This is a genomic window from uncultured Sphaerotilus sp. (assembly GCF_963924895.1).
Taxonomy (GTDB): domain Bacteria; phylum Pseudomonadota; class Gammaproteobacteria; order Burkholderiales; family Burkholderiaceae_C; genus Sphaerotilus.
Map to the genome: position 1 here is coordinate 1 of NZ_CAWURG010000054.1, position 14362 is coordinate 14362.

The window sequence follows — 14362 nt, forward strand, 5'->3', positions numbered from 1 at the left end:
GGGGGTCGGGGAGCGGGTCTTGCGGGCGTGGGTCCCCGCTTGCGCGGGGATGACGGGGGGTTTGGGGGGTGACGGTGCGGGCGAGGACGGCGGCGGCGACGGACTGTTCGTCACGCCAGTGGCGGCGCAGGTAGAGGCGTGCGCCGTCGGCCTCGTTTTCCAGGACGAGCGGCGCCTGTCCGCTGGCTGCGGCGGCGCCCTCGTCCACGGCGGCGCTGGCTTGCAGGTGGTTCAGCCAGTCGGCAATGTCGGGCGAGAGGCGCTGCAGGGTGGCGGCCAGTGCGGCGCGGGCTGCGGCGGGGCCGTCGAGCCAGGCGTCGTCGTCCGGACGGGCGATCGCGTCCGGGCGGCGCTGGTGCAGCAGTTCGTCCAGCGCGATGCAGGTGTGGCCGCGGCTCTCGCGCTGGGCGAGCAAGGCGGCGCACAGCAGCAGTTCGGGCGCGGCGTCCGGCAGTTCGGCCGACAGCCAGCGCGCCAGCGCAACGTCCAGCCGGCGCAGCCAGCCGGCGTCGCACCAGCGGTCGAGTTCGGCGAGCAGCTCAGCGGTAGTCAGCGGCCCGGTCTGCAAACCGGTCACGTCGGTCGCCTCGGTCGCGTTGAGCGTGACAGCGGCTGCGGTGTACCCCTCAGGCCCTGGATCGTCCGGGTCGAGGCCGTCCATCGGATCGGTGTCGAAACTGAAGTCGTACTGCTCGGGCTCGGGCGGAAAGGACTGCGGCATCAGGGACTCACCATCGGGTCAAGGTCGGCATCGGCATCGGCATCGGCGCCCGCGTCTGGTTCAGCGGTCTCGTCGTCCAGACACGCTTCCAGCGCATCGAGCAGTGCCAGCGGCGCCGGCACCACCACGCAACCCGCCTGCGGCCCGCGCACGCCGCGCAGGAACAGGTAGATGGCGCCGCCAAGGTGTTGCGCCGGGTCGTAGTCGGCGCCGAGCCGCTGGCGCAGCAGACGGTGCAAGGCGAGCAGGTAGAGCGCCGCCTGCAGGTCGTAGCGGTGCGCGAGCATGGCGGCGTCGAGCGCTGCGGCGTGGTAGTGGGCGTCGCCGTCGCCGAGGTGGTTGGACTTGTAGTCCAGCACCCACCAGCGGCCATCGTGCTCGAACACCAGATCAGCGAAGCCCATCAGCAGGCCCTGCAGCGTCCGCGGCACCAGCGCCGGCCGCGCCTGCCCGGCCAGCAGGTGCGTGCGGCAGACGCGGTCGATGGCGCCGCTGTGCAGCGCGACGCTCGGCATCCAGAACTCCATCTCGGGCAGCACGGCGCCGATCCCGGACAGCGACGCGCCCGCCAGCGCCGGCAGCGGCGTCTGCAGCACCGCGCCCATCCACGCCAGCACCTCGTCGGCGCGGTCGGTGTGGCCGTGGCGCTCGCAGCGGCGGCGGATCAGGGTCTGCACCGCCGGGGTGTCCCAGCGGTCGAAGCCCTCCTCGGCCAGCCACTGCAGCAGTTCGTGCAGGAAGTTGCCGGCGAGTGCGCCCTTGGGGAAGCGGTGCCATGCCGCGTCGGCTTGCACGGAGGGCACGGCCAGCACATCGTCGCCCTCCCCGCCGCCGTCCGCGGACCGGGCCGCCAGATCCGCCAGCCATTCCTCGCGCAGCTGCTCGTCCCGCGACGGATCCACCGCCCACGAGGACGCGGGAATCATGCGATCGCCCTCCGCCTCGCGCAGATCGCGCACCAGCGCGGAGAAGCTACCCACGCTCCAGCGGCGGTCGAAGCTCGCCTGGTAACGCGGCGCCTCGGCCAGCGCGGCCGGCGCCACCGTGCGCCGCAGCCGGGTGTAGCCGGGGCGCGTGGGCAGGGTCTCGACGGACACGCTGCCACGCAGCGCCTCGCCGTCCGCCCCAGCCCAGTCGTTCAGCCGCTCCAGCGCCAGCGCCGGCGACAGCTCGCCCTGCCCGCCACCGAGCAGGTAGCCCAGCGCGCTGCGGTCCAGCTTATTGCCGCCCTTGCTGCCCGTCTTGAGGAAGCCCACCCCCAGCCACAGCGCATGCCGCGCCCGCGTCAGCGCGACGTAGAGCAGGCGCAGGTCCTCGCGCAGCCGCTCGCGCTCGGCCGAGGCCATCGCGTCGTCGCCGAGGGTGAAGTCGAGCGCGCGGGTGCCGTCGTGGTCGACCCAGGTGATGAAGCGGCGTCCGCGCCGGTCCACCTCGCGGCAGGACGACGCGAACGGCAGGAACACCACCGGATACTCCAGCCCCTTGGACTTGTGCACGGTGACCACCTGCACCAGCTCGGCGTCGCTTTCCAGCCGCACGACGCGCTCCTCGCCCGCCCCGCCGACCCCGTGGATCTGCTCGGACAGCCAGCGGATCTGGGCCTGCTCGCCATCGAGCTGGGCGGCGGCGGCCTGCAGCAGCTCGCCCAGGTGCAGCAGGTTGGTCAGCCGGCGCTCGCCGTCCGGCGGCGCGTCCGCCGCGCCGAGCCAGCGCGCCGGCAGGTCCAGCGCGTGCAGCGTCTGCCGCACCAGCGTCAGCACGCCCTGCCGCTGCCAGACGCTGCGCAGGCGCTGCAGTTGCGCGAGCCGCTCGTCCCAGGCCTCTTCATCGGTCACCAGGCGGGCCAGCTCGGTCAGGTCCAGGCCGGCGGTCGCGGTGGCGTAGGCGGCACGGGCGAGCGGCGCATTCAGCGGATCGGCCACCGCCTGCAGCCAGCGCAGCAGGTCGGTCGCCTCGGCCGAGGCGAACACCGAATCCTGGTCCGACAGGTAGACCGAGGCCACGCCGCGCCGCCGCAGCGCCTGCCGCACGGCGTCCGCCTCCTTGCGGCTGCGCACCAGCACCGCGACATGCCCTGGCGCCAGCCGCTGCCAGCCACCATCCTGGCGTCGGAAGCCGACGGTCTCGTCGTTCAGCCAGTCCACCAGCTGCTCGGCGGCGTGCTGCGCCAGCGCGTCGGTGAGCGAGCGCTGCGGCAGCACGCTGTCGAGCGCGCGGGCGGTCAGCGCCGGCACGGCGCGTTCGCCGCGGACGAACACCTCGCCCCGCCCCTTGGCCTCCACCGGCTCGAAGGGCAGCGCCAGCGGCCCGCCCTTGTCAAACGCGAAGGCGCCGCCCGACCAGCGCCGCTCGGCCTGCGCGAACACCGTGTTGACGGCGCCGATCAGCGCGCGCGTCGAGCGGTAGTTGGTGCCGAGGACGTGGTGGCGGCCTTCGGTGGCGTGGCGCACCTGCAGGTAGCTGTAGATGTCGGCGCCGCGGAAGCCGTAGATCGACTGCTTCGGGTCGCCGATCAGCAGCAGCGCAGTGGACAGGTCGTGCTCGGCGACGCGGTACAGGCGGTCGAACAGGCGGTACTGCAGCGGCGAGGTGTCCTGGAACTCGTCGATCAGCGCGACCGGGTACTGCGCCAGGATGCGCTGGCGCAGGCGCTCGCCGGCCTCGCCCGCGTCCGGCGACAGGGCCTGGTCGAGCCGCGCCTGCAGGTCGGCGAACCCGAAGCGGGCGCCGCGGCGCTTGAGCTGGTCGAGCCGGTGGGCGACGCGGTGGGTGGCGTGCTGCAGCAGGCGCGGCGCCAGCGGCTCCAGCGTGTCGAGCGTCTGCTGCAATGCCTCGAACTCGGCGAACTCGGAGGGCAGCCGCGGCAGCCGACAGCCCTTCTTGCAGGCCTTGGCGATGCCGTCCGGCGTCAGGCGGGTCCGGCCGGTGTCGGGCAAAAGGACCAGCGAGTCCGCCTCCGGATCCTCCGCCCAGGCGACGATCTGCTCGATCCACGCGTCCAGCGAGCTGGCGCGCAGCAGGTTGCCGTTGAAGGGGTTCGCGCCGCCCTGCTGCTGGGCGTTGATCCAGCCGGCGATGCGCCGCGCCTTGTCCGCCCAGCCGGTCTTGAGCGTGGCCAGCGTCGCGCGGCGTTCCCCGACCCAGGCCGGCAGCCAGTCCTGCAGCGTGGCGCGGGGCTGCGGGTCGGGGCCGAGCAGCTCGGTCTGGTGGAGCAGCGGCTGCACCTGCAGCTGCATCACCGCCACCGACGGCCACACCCCCAGCAGCGCCTCCAGCGGCGCGGTGCCCAGCGGGTAGACCTCGCGGCGCCAGACGTCGTGCACCGCCTGCGCCAGCAGCTCGGCCTCGTCGGCGACCAGCTCCTCGTTGAAGAGGTTGCCGCTGTCGAAGGCGTGTTCGCGCAGCATGCGCTGGCACCAGGCGTCGATGGTGTGGACCGCCGCCTCGTCCATCGCCTCGGCGGCGAGGGCGAGGCGGTAGGCGGCCTGCGAGCGGACCTCGCCGGCCGGGTCGTCGCCGTGGTCGGCGATCAGGTCGTGCAGGAAGGTGTCGTGCGGCGCCGGCTCGGCCGCGCCGCGGAAACACTGCGCCGCCTCGATCAGCCGGGCGCGGATGCGGTCCGACAGCTCGCGGGTGGCGGCGCGGGTGAAGGTCATCACCAAAATCTGCGATGGGCCGAGTGGCTGCGCGGGCCGCCCGCCGTGGTCGCCGTGGCCGAGCACGAGGCGCAGGTAGAGCGCGGCGATGGTCCAGGTCTTGCCGGTGCCGGCGCTGGCCTCGATCAGGCGGCTGCCGGCCAGCGGCAAGGTCAGCGGATCCAGCAGGTGGACGGAAGACTCAGTCATGGCGGGCGTCCTCGTCGTCCTCGTCGGCGCCGGGGTGGGCACCGGGCAGCGGCAGCACGGTGACGCTGTGTTCGTCGGCGGCCCAGGCGCGCAGTGGCTCGTAGAGGCGCTCGGCCCATTGCGCAAAGCTCGGGTCGGCGGCCAGCGTGTCCCAGTCGGGGAAGAGGCGGGCGAGCGCGGCGTCCTGCACCTCGCCGCGGCTGGTGTGGCCGCCCTCAAAGCAGGTGCGGGCGGCCTCATCCGCCTTGTCGGGCTGGTCGGGGAACTGTTCGCGTGCGGCCAGCCAGACCAGCGCGGTGCGGCAGGCCACCGCCAGCGGGCGCAACATGCCCTGCTCCCAGACGTCGAGCAGGTCGTCCAGCACCGCCTGCGCCACGGCGGCCCGCGGCGGCACCAGCACCAGCAGCGCGTCGCGGGCCACGATGCGCGCCTCCAGGTCGATGCCGCAGGCGCCCGCCACCAGCAGGCGCAGCCAGGGCCGCACCAGCTTGTAGGCCAGCGGCTGCAGCGTCTGGCTCTTCTTGTCGAAGCGGCACAGGCGGCGCGCGTCCAGCGTCAGCCAGACCGGCCGGTCGCTGCCCGGCGCCTGGCGCAGCTCGTCGAGCCAGTCGTCCAGCGTGATGCCGTCCAGCTCGGCGGTGACCTGGCGCGGCTTGGCCGGCTCGGCAAGTTCGCGGCGCCAGGCGTTCCACTGCAAGGCCATCGGGGCGCTCTGCTGCACGAACTGCGCGCGCCAGCGCTGGCCGATGCCGCCCACAGGCAGCTCGCCGCGGCGCACCAGCCGCTCGGTGCGCACCTGCAGGTCAGCACGGCAGGCGGCGATGGTGGTCGGCGCTTCGGCCGCGGGTGACTCCAGCAGCTCGCGCAGCAACAGGGTCTCGTCGAGCGCGTTCAGGTCGAAGGGCTCGTCGTCCGCCACGGCCAGGTCGAGCGGCTGGAAGACGACGCCCAGACGCTCGCGGAAGTGGTCCTTCACGGGGTTGAGGAGGAAGTTCTCGAGGCGGCGCAGGGTCAGCGGGAGCATGGCCTGGCGCTCGGCGACAGACAACGCCACAGCCCCTCCCGTCATTCCCGCGTAAGCGGGAACCCACTCCGGCGAGGTCGGTGGACGTTCGTGGGTTCCCGCTTTCGCGGGAATGACGGCGGTGGTGGGTACGGCCTCGTGGGCCTCGCGCCACTCGCGGGCGTAGGTGAACAGCGCGCCGCTGCCCTCGCCCACCCCAGTGGTTTCGAAATACCGCCGGCTGAAGGGCTGCAGCGGGTGCTCGGTCGTCAGCCGGTCCACGACGTCCCCGCCCCAGCCCGCGGCGAGGTGGTCGCGCAACTGCGAGACCAGCACCGACGGCGGCTGCGCGGTGTTGTCGCGCACGCTGCGGCCCGCCCAGCTGATGGACAGCACGCGCCGCGCCGACAGCAGCGCCTCCAGCATCAGCATCCGGTCGTCGTCGCGGCGGGCGCGGTCGCCGGGGCGGTGCTGGCCGGGCAGCGCCATCAGGTCGAAGTCGCTGCGCGGCGCGCGGCGCGGGTAGTCGCCGTCGTTCATGCCGAGCAGGCAGACCACCTCGAAGGGAATCGCCCGCATCGGCATCAGCGTGCAGAACACCACCCCGCCGCCAAGGAACCGGCTGTTCAGGCTCGGCTCGTCCACGCCCGACAACCAGCCCTCGCGCAGCACGGGCAGCGTCACTGGCGCGTCGAAGCCGGCGTCCTCGCAGTCGTCGAGCCAGCGGCCGAGCGCGTCGTCGAGCGAAGCCAGCATCAGGCGGTCGTCCTCGTCGGCGGGGTCGAGGAAGGTCTGCAGCAGCGCCTGGCCGCGCGCGAACCACTGCGCGGGTGACACCGGCGCGCTCGCCTGCTGCCACCAGACGCGCAGCGCGTCGATCAGCCCGGCCAGCGAGCCGGCGATCGCCGCGTCCAGACCGCCGATCTCGTCATACGGCTCGATCGCACGCCACGGCGGCTCGGCGCCCGTGCTGCCGCCGGCACTGTCCGAGCGCCCGCAGGCATAGCCCAGCAGCATCCGGCGCAGGCCGAACAGCCCCGTGTTCTGCTCGCCACAGGCGCCCAGCCCGAGGCCGTCGCGCTGCGCCGCGTCCAGCCCCCAGCGCACGCCGGCACCAGCCAGCCAGCGGGCGGCGGTGGCGCGGTCCTCGTCGTGCAGGCCGAAGCGCCGGGCGAGTGCGGGCACGTCGAGCAGGTCGCGCAGCTCGCTGGCGGTGCAGCGCTGCTCGGTCACACGCAGCAGCCACTCCACCGCCATCAGCAGCGGCTGGCGTCCGCGCTGGCGCAGGTCGGCGATCTCGTAGGGGATGTGGCGCGCGTCGTGCAGGCCATGCTGGCCGAAGACGGCGTGGATGATCGGTGCGTACGGCTCGATGTCAGGCAGCATGACGACGATGTCGCGCGGCGCGAGCGGCGTGGCGCCCGGATGCGCCAGCAGGTGCAGCAGCTGGTCGTGCAGCACCTCGACCTCGCGCATCGCGCTGTGGGCGATCTGGAAGACGATCGAGCGGTCGTCGGCGGCCAGCGACGGGCCAGCCTGCACGCGGGTGATCAGCTCGTCCATCGGCAGACCGTCGCGGACGGCGCTCTGCACCTGGGCGAGCAAGGTGTCGCCGTCGCCCTCGTCGAACAGGTCGATGCGCGGGATCTGGAAGCGCTGGCGGGCGGTTTCCGCGTCGTCGAAGGCGTCCAGCAGACGAATGAAGTCGCGCCCCTGGCGGCCCCAGGCGGCCAGCAGCGGATGCGACTGGCCATGCGCCTGGTCCAGCGGCACGGCGCCGAGGTCGATGCCGCGGCGGTGGCCGTGGCGCTGGCGCGGGGCGCGCAGCAGTTCGCGGCCGTCGATGATGTCGGCCCAGTGGAACTGGCAGGGATTCGGCACCGCCAGCAGCACCTGCGCCCGCTGCGCCAATGCTGCAAGCGCCTGCAGCGTCTGCCACGGCAGGTGGCTGTGGCCGAAGAGCACGACGCGGCGTGGCAGCGGCTGGCGCGGCGCCTCGCCGGCGTCCACCGCCTCGACGAAGCGCCGGTGCACATCGCTGCGCACCGCGCGGCGACCGGAGGCGTCCAGCCCCTCGACCAGCCGGTGCCACAGCCGGGCCTGCCAGCGCTGGTCGTCGGGCAGCGGCTCGGTGACCCCGTTGCCGCGGACCAGGTGCTCGCGGCCGCGGCCCCAGGCGTCGAGCCAGTCGGCGCGGTAGAGCTGGTACTGGTCGAACAGGTCGGCCAGCCGCTCGGCGAGCTGCAGGCGGCGGCCGAGGTCGTGTGTGCCATCGGCCGCGGGTGAGGCGGACAGGAACTGCGCCAGCGGCTCGAAACCCGGCTCGTCGATCCACTGCGGCAGGGCCTGCATGAGCCGCCAGGTCAGCGGCGCCTTGTCGAGCGGCGAGCGGGCCGGCGCCCCTTCGCGGCCGAGCATCGCGCGGTACAGGCGCCAGAGGAAACGCGCCGGCAGCTCCACCCGGGTCGCCGCGCAGACGCCACTGCGCCGGGCCAGCGACATCTTCATCCACTCCGCGATGCCGTTGCTCTGCACCAGCAGCACGTCCTGCTCCAGCGGGTCGAGCGGGTGGCGCTCCAGCCAGGCGAAGACGGCCTCCTGCAGCAGCTCCAGCCGGTTGCCGTGCAAGACCAGCAGGCCGGGCGTGATCGGGGAGCGCGGCGAGCGCGGGGAACGGGGCGCGGCAGCCGCTGCGGGGCGGCTTCTTTCAGTCTCGGGCATGGGCGCCAGTATCGCGCACGCACCGTGGCGAACCACGGCGCCGGGTGGCTCAGGCGCGGTGCAGGCCGGCGTCGAGTTCGGCTTCGATCACGCGCATCGCGACTTCCTTGGCGCGGGCTTCCAGCAGCTCCACGCTGCGCACGCTGGGCAGCGGAATGCGGCAGAGCAGCTCGTGGTCGTGGTCCCAGCTGTCGAGGGACCAGACGCCGTCCTCGTGCACCAGCCGCATCGGCGAAACGACCCGGTCCCGCTCGCGTCCGCCGTCGTCGCCGTCGACCGTCAGCCGCAGGCGTCGGCGTTCCAGCACCGCGCTGGCCAGCCGCTCGAAGTGCCGGCCACGCACCGGCCGGTGCACGGGCGCCACCACCCGCACGCGCCGGGTCAGCTCGCGCGCCTCGGTCTCGCTGGTGCCGAGCATGCCGTTGAGCTTGTCCAGCAGCGGCTGCAGGTGGCGGCTCATGCTGCCGTTGACGCCGAGACCGTCGAGCAGCTGGTGCATGGTCAGCAGCGCATGGATCTCGCGCTCGTTGAACCAGACGCCCGGCGACTCGGCCGTGAAGCTGCGCCGGCCATTGCGGCCCACGGTCTCGAAGCGGTAGCCATTGCGGTCGCGGTCGTAGACGATGGCTGCGTCCATGCGGGTGCGCAGGTGGTCCAGATCGCGCTTGAGCGTGGCGCGCGAGACGGCCAGCTCGGTCATCAGATCGGCGAAGCTCACGCAGCCGCGGCTGCGGATGAGCATCTCGATCTTGCAGAAACGTTCAGTGCGTTCCATGGTGTGTATTCCCCTTGTCGGCAAGGTGCGGCACCTGCCAGAAAACGCCAGATTCATGCGCCATGCCAAAGACTGGCTCATGAATCGAGCCTGATGGTAGCGGTGGGCTGGCGCGGTTCGGGCGTGTCCGAACCCCGTGTTCAGGGGACAGGCAGCCCCGCCAGCGCCGGCGCTGCGCACTACGCACTCCCAGCAAGCAGGGGTTTGACGTCCCGCCGTCGGGGCGGTCGGACAGCGGAATTCAGAACCGGGCAACACAGCCGACAACAGGGCGGCCTACACTCGCGCGACGTTCACGATCGACCGACCATGACACGCCAGACCCCCCTCCCCTCGCCACTGCACCGCCTGCGCGCGGCCCTGACCGCCCTGGTGTTCGTCTGCGGCGTCGGACCGATCGCCGCCGCCGGCAACGAGTCCAGCCCACCGCCGCGTCCGGACCTGAGCGGCACGCCCGCTGGCGAGGCCCGGGTGATCGTCAAGTTCAAGTCCGCGCGGCAGACCAGCGCCCTGTCGGTCACCCCCGCAGCGACAGCGTCTGGCTCCGCCCCCCAGCGGGCCAAGGCGCTCGGCCTGCGGGTCGGGCTGCAGCTGAGCGATGGCGCTGCGGTCTCGTCCGACACCCAGGTCATCCACGCCCAGGGCATGAGCAACGCCCGCCTGATGCAGGCGCTGGCCGCCGATCCGCAGGTCGACTACGTCGTCGAAGACCACCGCCGACGCGCCCATGCCGCCGTGAGCGACCCCCTGTTCACCGGCGGCCCGGGCGTGAGTCCCGCGGCGGGCCAGTGGTACCTGCAGGCAGCCAATGCGACGCTGGTGTCGTCGGTGAACGCCGAATCGGCCTGGGCGCTCACGACCGGCCGCAGCAACATCGTCGTGGCCGTGCTCGACAGCGGCGTGCGCTTCAACCACCCGGATCTGGACGGCAAGCTCCTGAACGGCTACGACTTCATCAGCGAGTCGGTCACCGCCAACGACGGCGACGGCCGCGACGCCAATCCGACCGACCCCGGCGACTGGATCACCGCCGACGAAAACGCCAACTCGACGACCTTCGGCGGCTGCGGCGCGCAGGACAGCGCCTGGCACGGCACGCAGGTGGCCGGCCTCGTCGGTGCGGCCACCAACAACGCCACCGGCATGGCGGGCATGGGCCGCCATGTGCGCGTGCTGCCGGTGCGGGTGCTGGGCAAGTGCGGCGGTTATGACGCCGACATCGTCGCCGGCATGCGCTGGGCCGGCGGGCTGCATGTCGACGGTGTGCCCGACAACCCGACCCCGGCGCGGGTCATCAACATGAGCCTTGGCGAATCAGGCTCCTGCATCGCCGGCGCCGACCCCACCCGGCCGGGCGTCGCCAGGCTCTATCTGGACGCGATCAACGAGCTGCGGCAGGCGGGCGTGGTGATCGTCGCCTCGGCCGGCAACGACAACCTGGCCGTCAACATGCCGGCCAATTGCGCGGGCGTGATCGCCGTGAGCGGCCTGCGCCATGCGGGGGACAAGAGCGGCTTTTCCAGCCTGGGCAGCCAGGTGGCCATCGCGGCGCCGGCGGGCAACTGCGTCAACGCGACCGGGGAATGCCTGTACCCGATCCTGAGCACGACCAACACCGGCCGCACCGGCCCGGAATGCTCCAGCTACACGACCGGCAGCGGCACGCAGGGCCTGGGCACCAGTTTCTCGGCCCCGCTGGTGTCCGGCACGGTCGCGCTGATGCTGTCGGCCCAGCCCACGCTCACGCCAGCGCAGGTGCAAAGCCTGCTCCAGTCGTCGTCCCGGGCATTTCCGGCGCGGCCGGCAGGCGCCACGGCCCCGGTGTGCAGTGCCGACCCCAGCGCCGCCCAGATCGAATGCCACTGCACGACCGCGACCTGCGGCGCCGGCATGCTGGACGCTGCCGCCGCGGTGCGTGCCGCCGCCGGGACGTCCCTCGTTGCGCGTCTGGGCGACGGCAGCACACGCGTGGCGCCGAACGGCAGCGTGACGCTGGACGCCCGCGGCTCCAGCACCGGCGCCGGACGCACTGTCACCGGCTACCAGTGGCGCATCACCGACGGCACGGCCCTGGCCGGCTTCAGTGGCAGCACGACGGGCAGCACGGCCGTGCTGAGCGCGCTGGGCAGCGGACTGGCGACCGTAGAGCTGACCGTCACCGACAGCAGTGGCGCCACCAGCCGCAGCTCGGCTGTCCTGCGCACTGGCGCGGTACCGGCAGCGGCCTGCGGCCCGGATGCCAATGACGCCGTCGCATCGGACGGCGGCGGAGGCGCGATGAACGGGGGCTGGCTGGCAGGTCTGGCGGCCGTGGTCGGCCTGCTGGCCTGGAGCCGCCGCCGCGCGGGCTCAGCCGCGCGGTCTGCCGGTCACTGAGCGCCGAGCCGGCGCGCCAGCGTCTGCACGTGGCCCATCGACACCCGGTGGGCGTGGATCAGGCCCAGCAGGCCGAGGCGGTGCAACTCGATCACCGCCTCGTCCGGCAGCGTCGCCAGCCGGGCCTCGTCGATCAGGTAGAACCCCCCGGCGCTGAGCGGCTGGCCATCCGGCAGTGCACCCTGAATCTCGCCGCCACGCAGCAGGTTCAGCGCGACCAGCCGGTCGCACAGCACGCGGGTGCGCATCGTCTCGCGCTCGAAGTTGTCGAGCAGCTGGAGCACGGCCTGCAGCGCCGGCGTCGGCTCGCCCGCCGCGTCCAGCACTTCGTCGCCCGAGGCACCGCCGAAACCCGGCCAGGCCGCATCGACCACCAGGTTCAGCGTGCCCTCGTCCGTGGCGGCATAGGCAAAGGGATAGCGGCGCAGGAAGGCCGGCAGGTAGGTGGCCTGCCATTCGCCCGCAGGGCCGACGAACAGGTTCTCGCCTTCGCGCAGACCCAGCAGGACCACGGGCGACACCTGCACGCGGCCTTGTGCATCCTGGCCCGCCGGCACGAAGGCGATCGGGAATTCACGCGCCGCCTCGATGAACTCGATGGCGGTCAGCGGCACGGCATTCAGGCCCTGCGCGACGCGCCAGTCGCGCACAGGCTCCACGCGGTGGCCGGCATGCTGCTCGCGGGTCACAGCGACCGGCTGGCGGTAGAGCACGGAGGGGCTGGTGGTCATTCAAGAGTTCCTTCTTCTTCACTGAGGCGGCTCGCCAGTACCTTGTCCACGCGCTTGCCGTCGAGGTCGACCACCTCGAAGCGCCAGCCGGCCCACTCCACCGCATCGGTGGTCTGCGGCAGGCGGCCCAGCAGCAGCATCACCATGCCGGCCAGCGTGTTGTAGCGGCCGCGGTCTTCGTCGGGCAGCTGTTTCAGGCCAAGGCGGTCCTTGAGTTCGGGCACGGGAATCATGCCGTCCACCAGCCACGAGCCATCCTCGCGCTGCACGGCCCAGGCGTCCTCGGCCAGGTGCGGCGTGAACTCGCCGGTGATGGCTTCCAGCACGTCGCGCAGGGTGATCACGCCCTGCACCACGCCGTACTCGTCCACCACGAACACCATCTGCACGGGCGAGCCGCGGAAATGCTCCAGCAGCTCCATGCCCGACAGCGTCTCCGGCACGAACACGGGCGGCTGCATCGAGTCGACCAGCGAGATCTCGCGGCTGGCGGCGAGCTGCATCAGCAACTGGTGCGCCGTCACGACGCCCAGCACCTCGTCCAGCCCGCCGCGGCAGACCGGGTAGCGCGAATGGCCGTGTTCGGTCAGGCCAGCCAGGATCTCCTCGCGGCTGGCCGACACTTCCAGCCAGGCGATGTCGCCGCGCGGGATCATCATCGAGCCGATCTGGCGGTCGTCGAGACGGAACACATTGCGCACCATCTGGTGCTCGTGCGCCTCGATCACGCCGGCGTCCAGACCCTCTTCCAGACTGGCGGCGATCTCCTCTTCGGTCACGCCCCGGTTCGTGCTTTCACGCACGCCCATCAGGCTGAGCACCGCCTGCGTGGTGCCGGCCAGCAACTTGACGAACGGACCCGCAGCGACAGACAGGCCCCGCATCGGACGTGCCACCAGACGGGCGACGGTTTCCGGATACATCTGGCCGACCCGCTTGGGCACGAGTTCGCCAAAGATGATCGTCATGAAGGTGATCAGCGCGACCACGAAGCCGGTGCCGACCACATCGGCCACGCTGGACTTGATCGGCAGATTCGCCAGCAGCCAAGCCGCGACCGGGCCGGAAAACGCTGCTTCACCGACGATGCCGTTGAGCACGCCGATCGAGGTGATGCCGATCTGCACCGTGGAAAGGAACTGGGTCGGGCTGCTTTGCAGAGCGAGTGCGGCACGGGCGCCAGTGTCTCCCGTCTCGGCCATCACCTGCAGCCGGGCCTTGCGGCTGGCAGTCAGGGACATCTCCGACATGGCGAAGATGCCATTGATCACGATCAGCACAAAGAGTAGAGCTAGGTCCATAGAGGGCACGAAACAGTGTTCGCGCCGGCAGTTGAGGCGCGAAGAGCGTAGCAGAATCCGCGCCATGAACTATCTGATCGGCGATCTGCAAGGCTGCTGTGACGCTTTTGAGCGACTGTTGGCCACCCTCGATTTCTCGCCCTCGCGCGACCGGATCTATCTGCTGGGCGATCTCGTCAACCGGGGGCCGTGTTCGCTGAAGGTGCTGGAGCGGCTGGCGGGCTTCGGCGACGCGGCCACCAGCCTGCTCGGCAACCACGACCTGCACCTGCTGGCCGTCGCCCATGGCGTGCGGCGCGTGCACCGCAGCGACACGCTCGGCGAGATCCTCGCCAGCCCGCGGCGCGACCACTGGCTGGACTGGTTGCGCCACCAGCGCCTGGCGGTGCAGGAGCACGGCTGGCTGATGGTGCACGCTGGCGTGGTGCCGCAGTGGAGTGCGGCGCAGACCATGGCGCTGGCCGCCGAGGTGGAAGCGATGCTGCAGAGCGCCGATCTGCCAGGGTTTCTGCAGGTGATGTACGGCAACGAGCCGGCGCGCTGGGACGAGACGCTGCAGGGGCCGGACCGCTGGCGCCTCGTCATCAACGTGCTGACGCGGATCCGCTTCTGCGATGCCGAGGGCACGCTGGATTTCAAGCTCAAGGAAAGCGCCGACGCCGCCCCGCCCCACCTGATGCCCTGGTTCGACGTGCCCGGCCGGCGCACCGCCGACACGCCGATCGCCTTCGGCCACTGGTCCACGCTGGGCGCGCTGGACCGGCCCGATCTGCTGGCACTCGACACCGGCTGCGTCTGGGGTGGGCGCCTCACCGCGGCGCGGGTGGATGGCGGACGGCGCGAACGGCTCAGTGTCGCCTGCCCGCAGGCACAGGCGCCGCACTGAAGT

7 protein-coding genes and 1 pseudogene are annotated in these 14362 nt (G+C 72.2%); 2 read left to right on the forward strand and 6 right to left on the reverse strand.

Features of this window, described 5'->3' with window-relative positions; translation table 11 throughout:
* From AABN02_RS19145 to AABN02_RS19160, 4 genes and pseudogenes are all read right to left on the reverse strand, one after another.
* Positions 1-721 (reverse strand): annotated as a pseudogene (locus tag AABN02_RS19145) (hypothetical protein); the annotation flags it as partial.
* Positions 721-4566 carry an exodeoxyribonuclease V subunit beta gene (gene recB, locus AABN02_RS19150; RefSeq protein WP_338416513.1) on the reverse strand — a complete coding sequence of 1282 codons (3846 nt, stop codon included), beginning with the start codon at positions 4564-4566 and terminating at the stop codon, positions 721-723. The gene recB and the pseudogene AABN02_RS19145, both read right to left, overlap by 1 nt.
* A complete protein-coding gene (gene recC, locus AABN02_RS19155; RefSeq protein WP_338416514.1) occupies positions 4559-8290 on the reverse strand; it encodes an exodeoxyribonuclease V subunit gamma in 3732 nt (1243 codons plus the stop codon). The genes recB and recC overlap by 8 nt, the downstream gene beginning before the upstream one ends.
* Positions 8291-8339: 49 nt before the next feature.
* On the reverse strand, positions 8340-9065 hold the full coding sequence (locus tag AABN02_RS19160; protein ID WP_338416515.1) for a WYL domain-containing protein: 726 nt from the start codon (positions 9063-9065) through the stop codon (positions 8340-8342).
* A 309-nt stretch (positions 9066-9374) separates the two neighbouring features.
* Between AABN02_RS19160 and AABN02_RS19165 the strand changes: the two genes are divergently transcribed.
* Positions 9375-11441, forward strand: coding sequence for a S8 family serine peptidase (locus tag AABN02_RS19165; RefSeq protein ID WP_338416516.1), 2067 nt, complete (start codon positions 9375-9377; stop codon positions 11439-11441).
* Here AABN02_RS19165 and AABN02_RS19170 read toward each other — a convergent pair.
* Together AABN02_RS19170 and AABN02_RS19175 are read right to left on the reverse strand one after the other, a co-directional pair.
* Positions 11435-12172 (reverse strand): SapC family protein, encoded by a 738-nt coding sequence (locus AABN02_RS19170; protein ID WP_338416517.1) that lies wholly within the window; start codon positions 12170-12172, stop codon positions 11435-11437. The genes AABN02_RS19165 and AABN02_RS19170 overlap by 7 nt on opposite strands.
* On the reverse strand, positions 12169-13473 hold the full coding sequence (locus AABN02_RS19175) for a hemolysin family protein (RefSeq protein WP_338416518.1): 1305 nt from the start codon (positions 13471-13473) through the stop codon (positions 12169-12171). Before AABN02_RS19175 ends, AABN02_RS19170 begins: the two co-directional genes overlap by 4 nt.
* Positions 13474-13537: 64 nt before the next feature.
* Between AABN02_RS19175 and AABN02_RS19180 the strand changes: the two genes are divergently transcribed.
* Positions 13538-14359, forward strand: a complete 822-nt coding sequence (locus AABN02_RS19180; protein WP_338416519.1) for a symmetrical bis(5'-nucleosyl)-tetraphosphatase — start codon at positions 13538-13540, stop codon at positions 14357-14359.
* The last annotated feature ends 3 nt before the right edge of the window (positions 14360-14362 follow it).

What these genes read in the sequence shown, in the direction of transcription:
- recB (WP_338416513.1), bottom strand. Translation starts at nt 4,566, where the DNA reads ATGACTGAGTCTTCCGTCCACCTGCTGGATCCGCTGACCTTGCCGCTG.
- recC (WP_338416514.1), bottom strand. Translation starts at nt 8,290, where the DNA reads ATGCCCGAGACTGAAAGAAGCCGCCCCGCAGCGGCTGCCGCGCCCCGT.
- AABN02_RS19160 (WP_338416515.1), bottom strand. Translation starts at nt 9,065, where the DNA reads ATGGAACGCACTGAACGTTTCTGCAAGATCGAGATGCTCATCCGCAGC.
- AABN02_RS19165 (WP_338416516.1), top strand. Translation starts at nt 9,375, where the DNA reads ATGACACGCCAGACCCCCCTCCCCTCGCCACTGCACCGCCTGCGCGCG.
- AABN02_RS19170 (WP_338416517.1), bottom strand. Translation starts at nt 12,172, where the DNA reads ATGACCACCAGCCCCTCCGTGCTCTACCGCCAGCCGGTCGCTGTGACC.
- AABN02_RS19175 (WP_338416518.1), bottom strand. Translation starts at nt 13,473, where the DNA reads ATGGACCTAGCTCTACTCTTTGTGCTGATCGTGATCAATGGCATCTTC.
- AABN02_RS19180 (WP_338416519.1), top strand. Translation starts at nt 13,538, where the DNA reads ATGAACTATCTGATCGGCGATCTGCAAGGCTGCTGTGACGCTTTTGAG.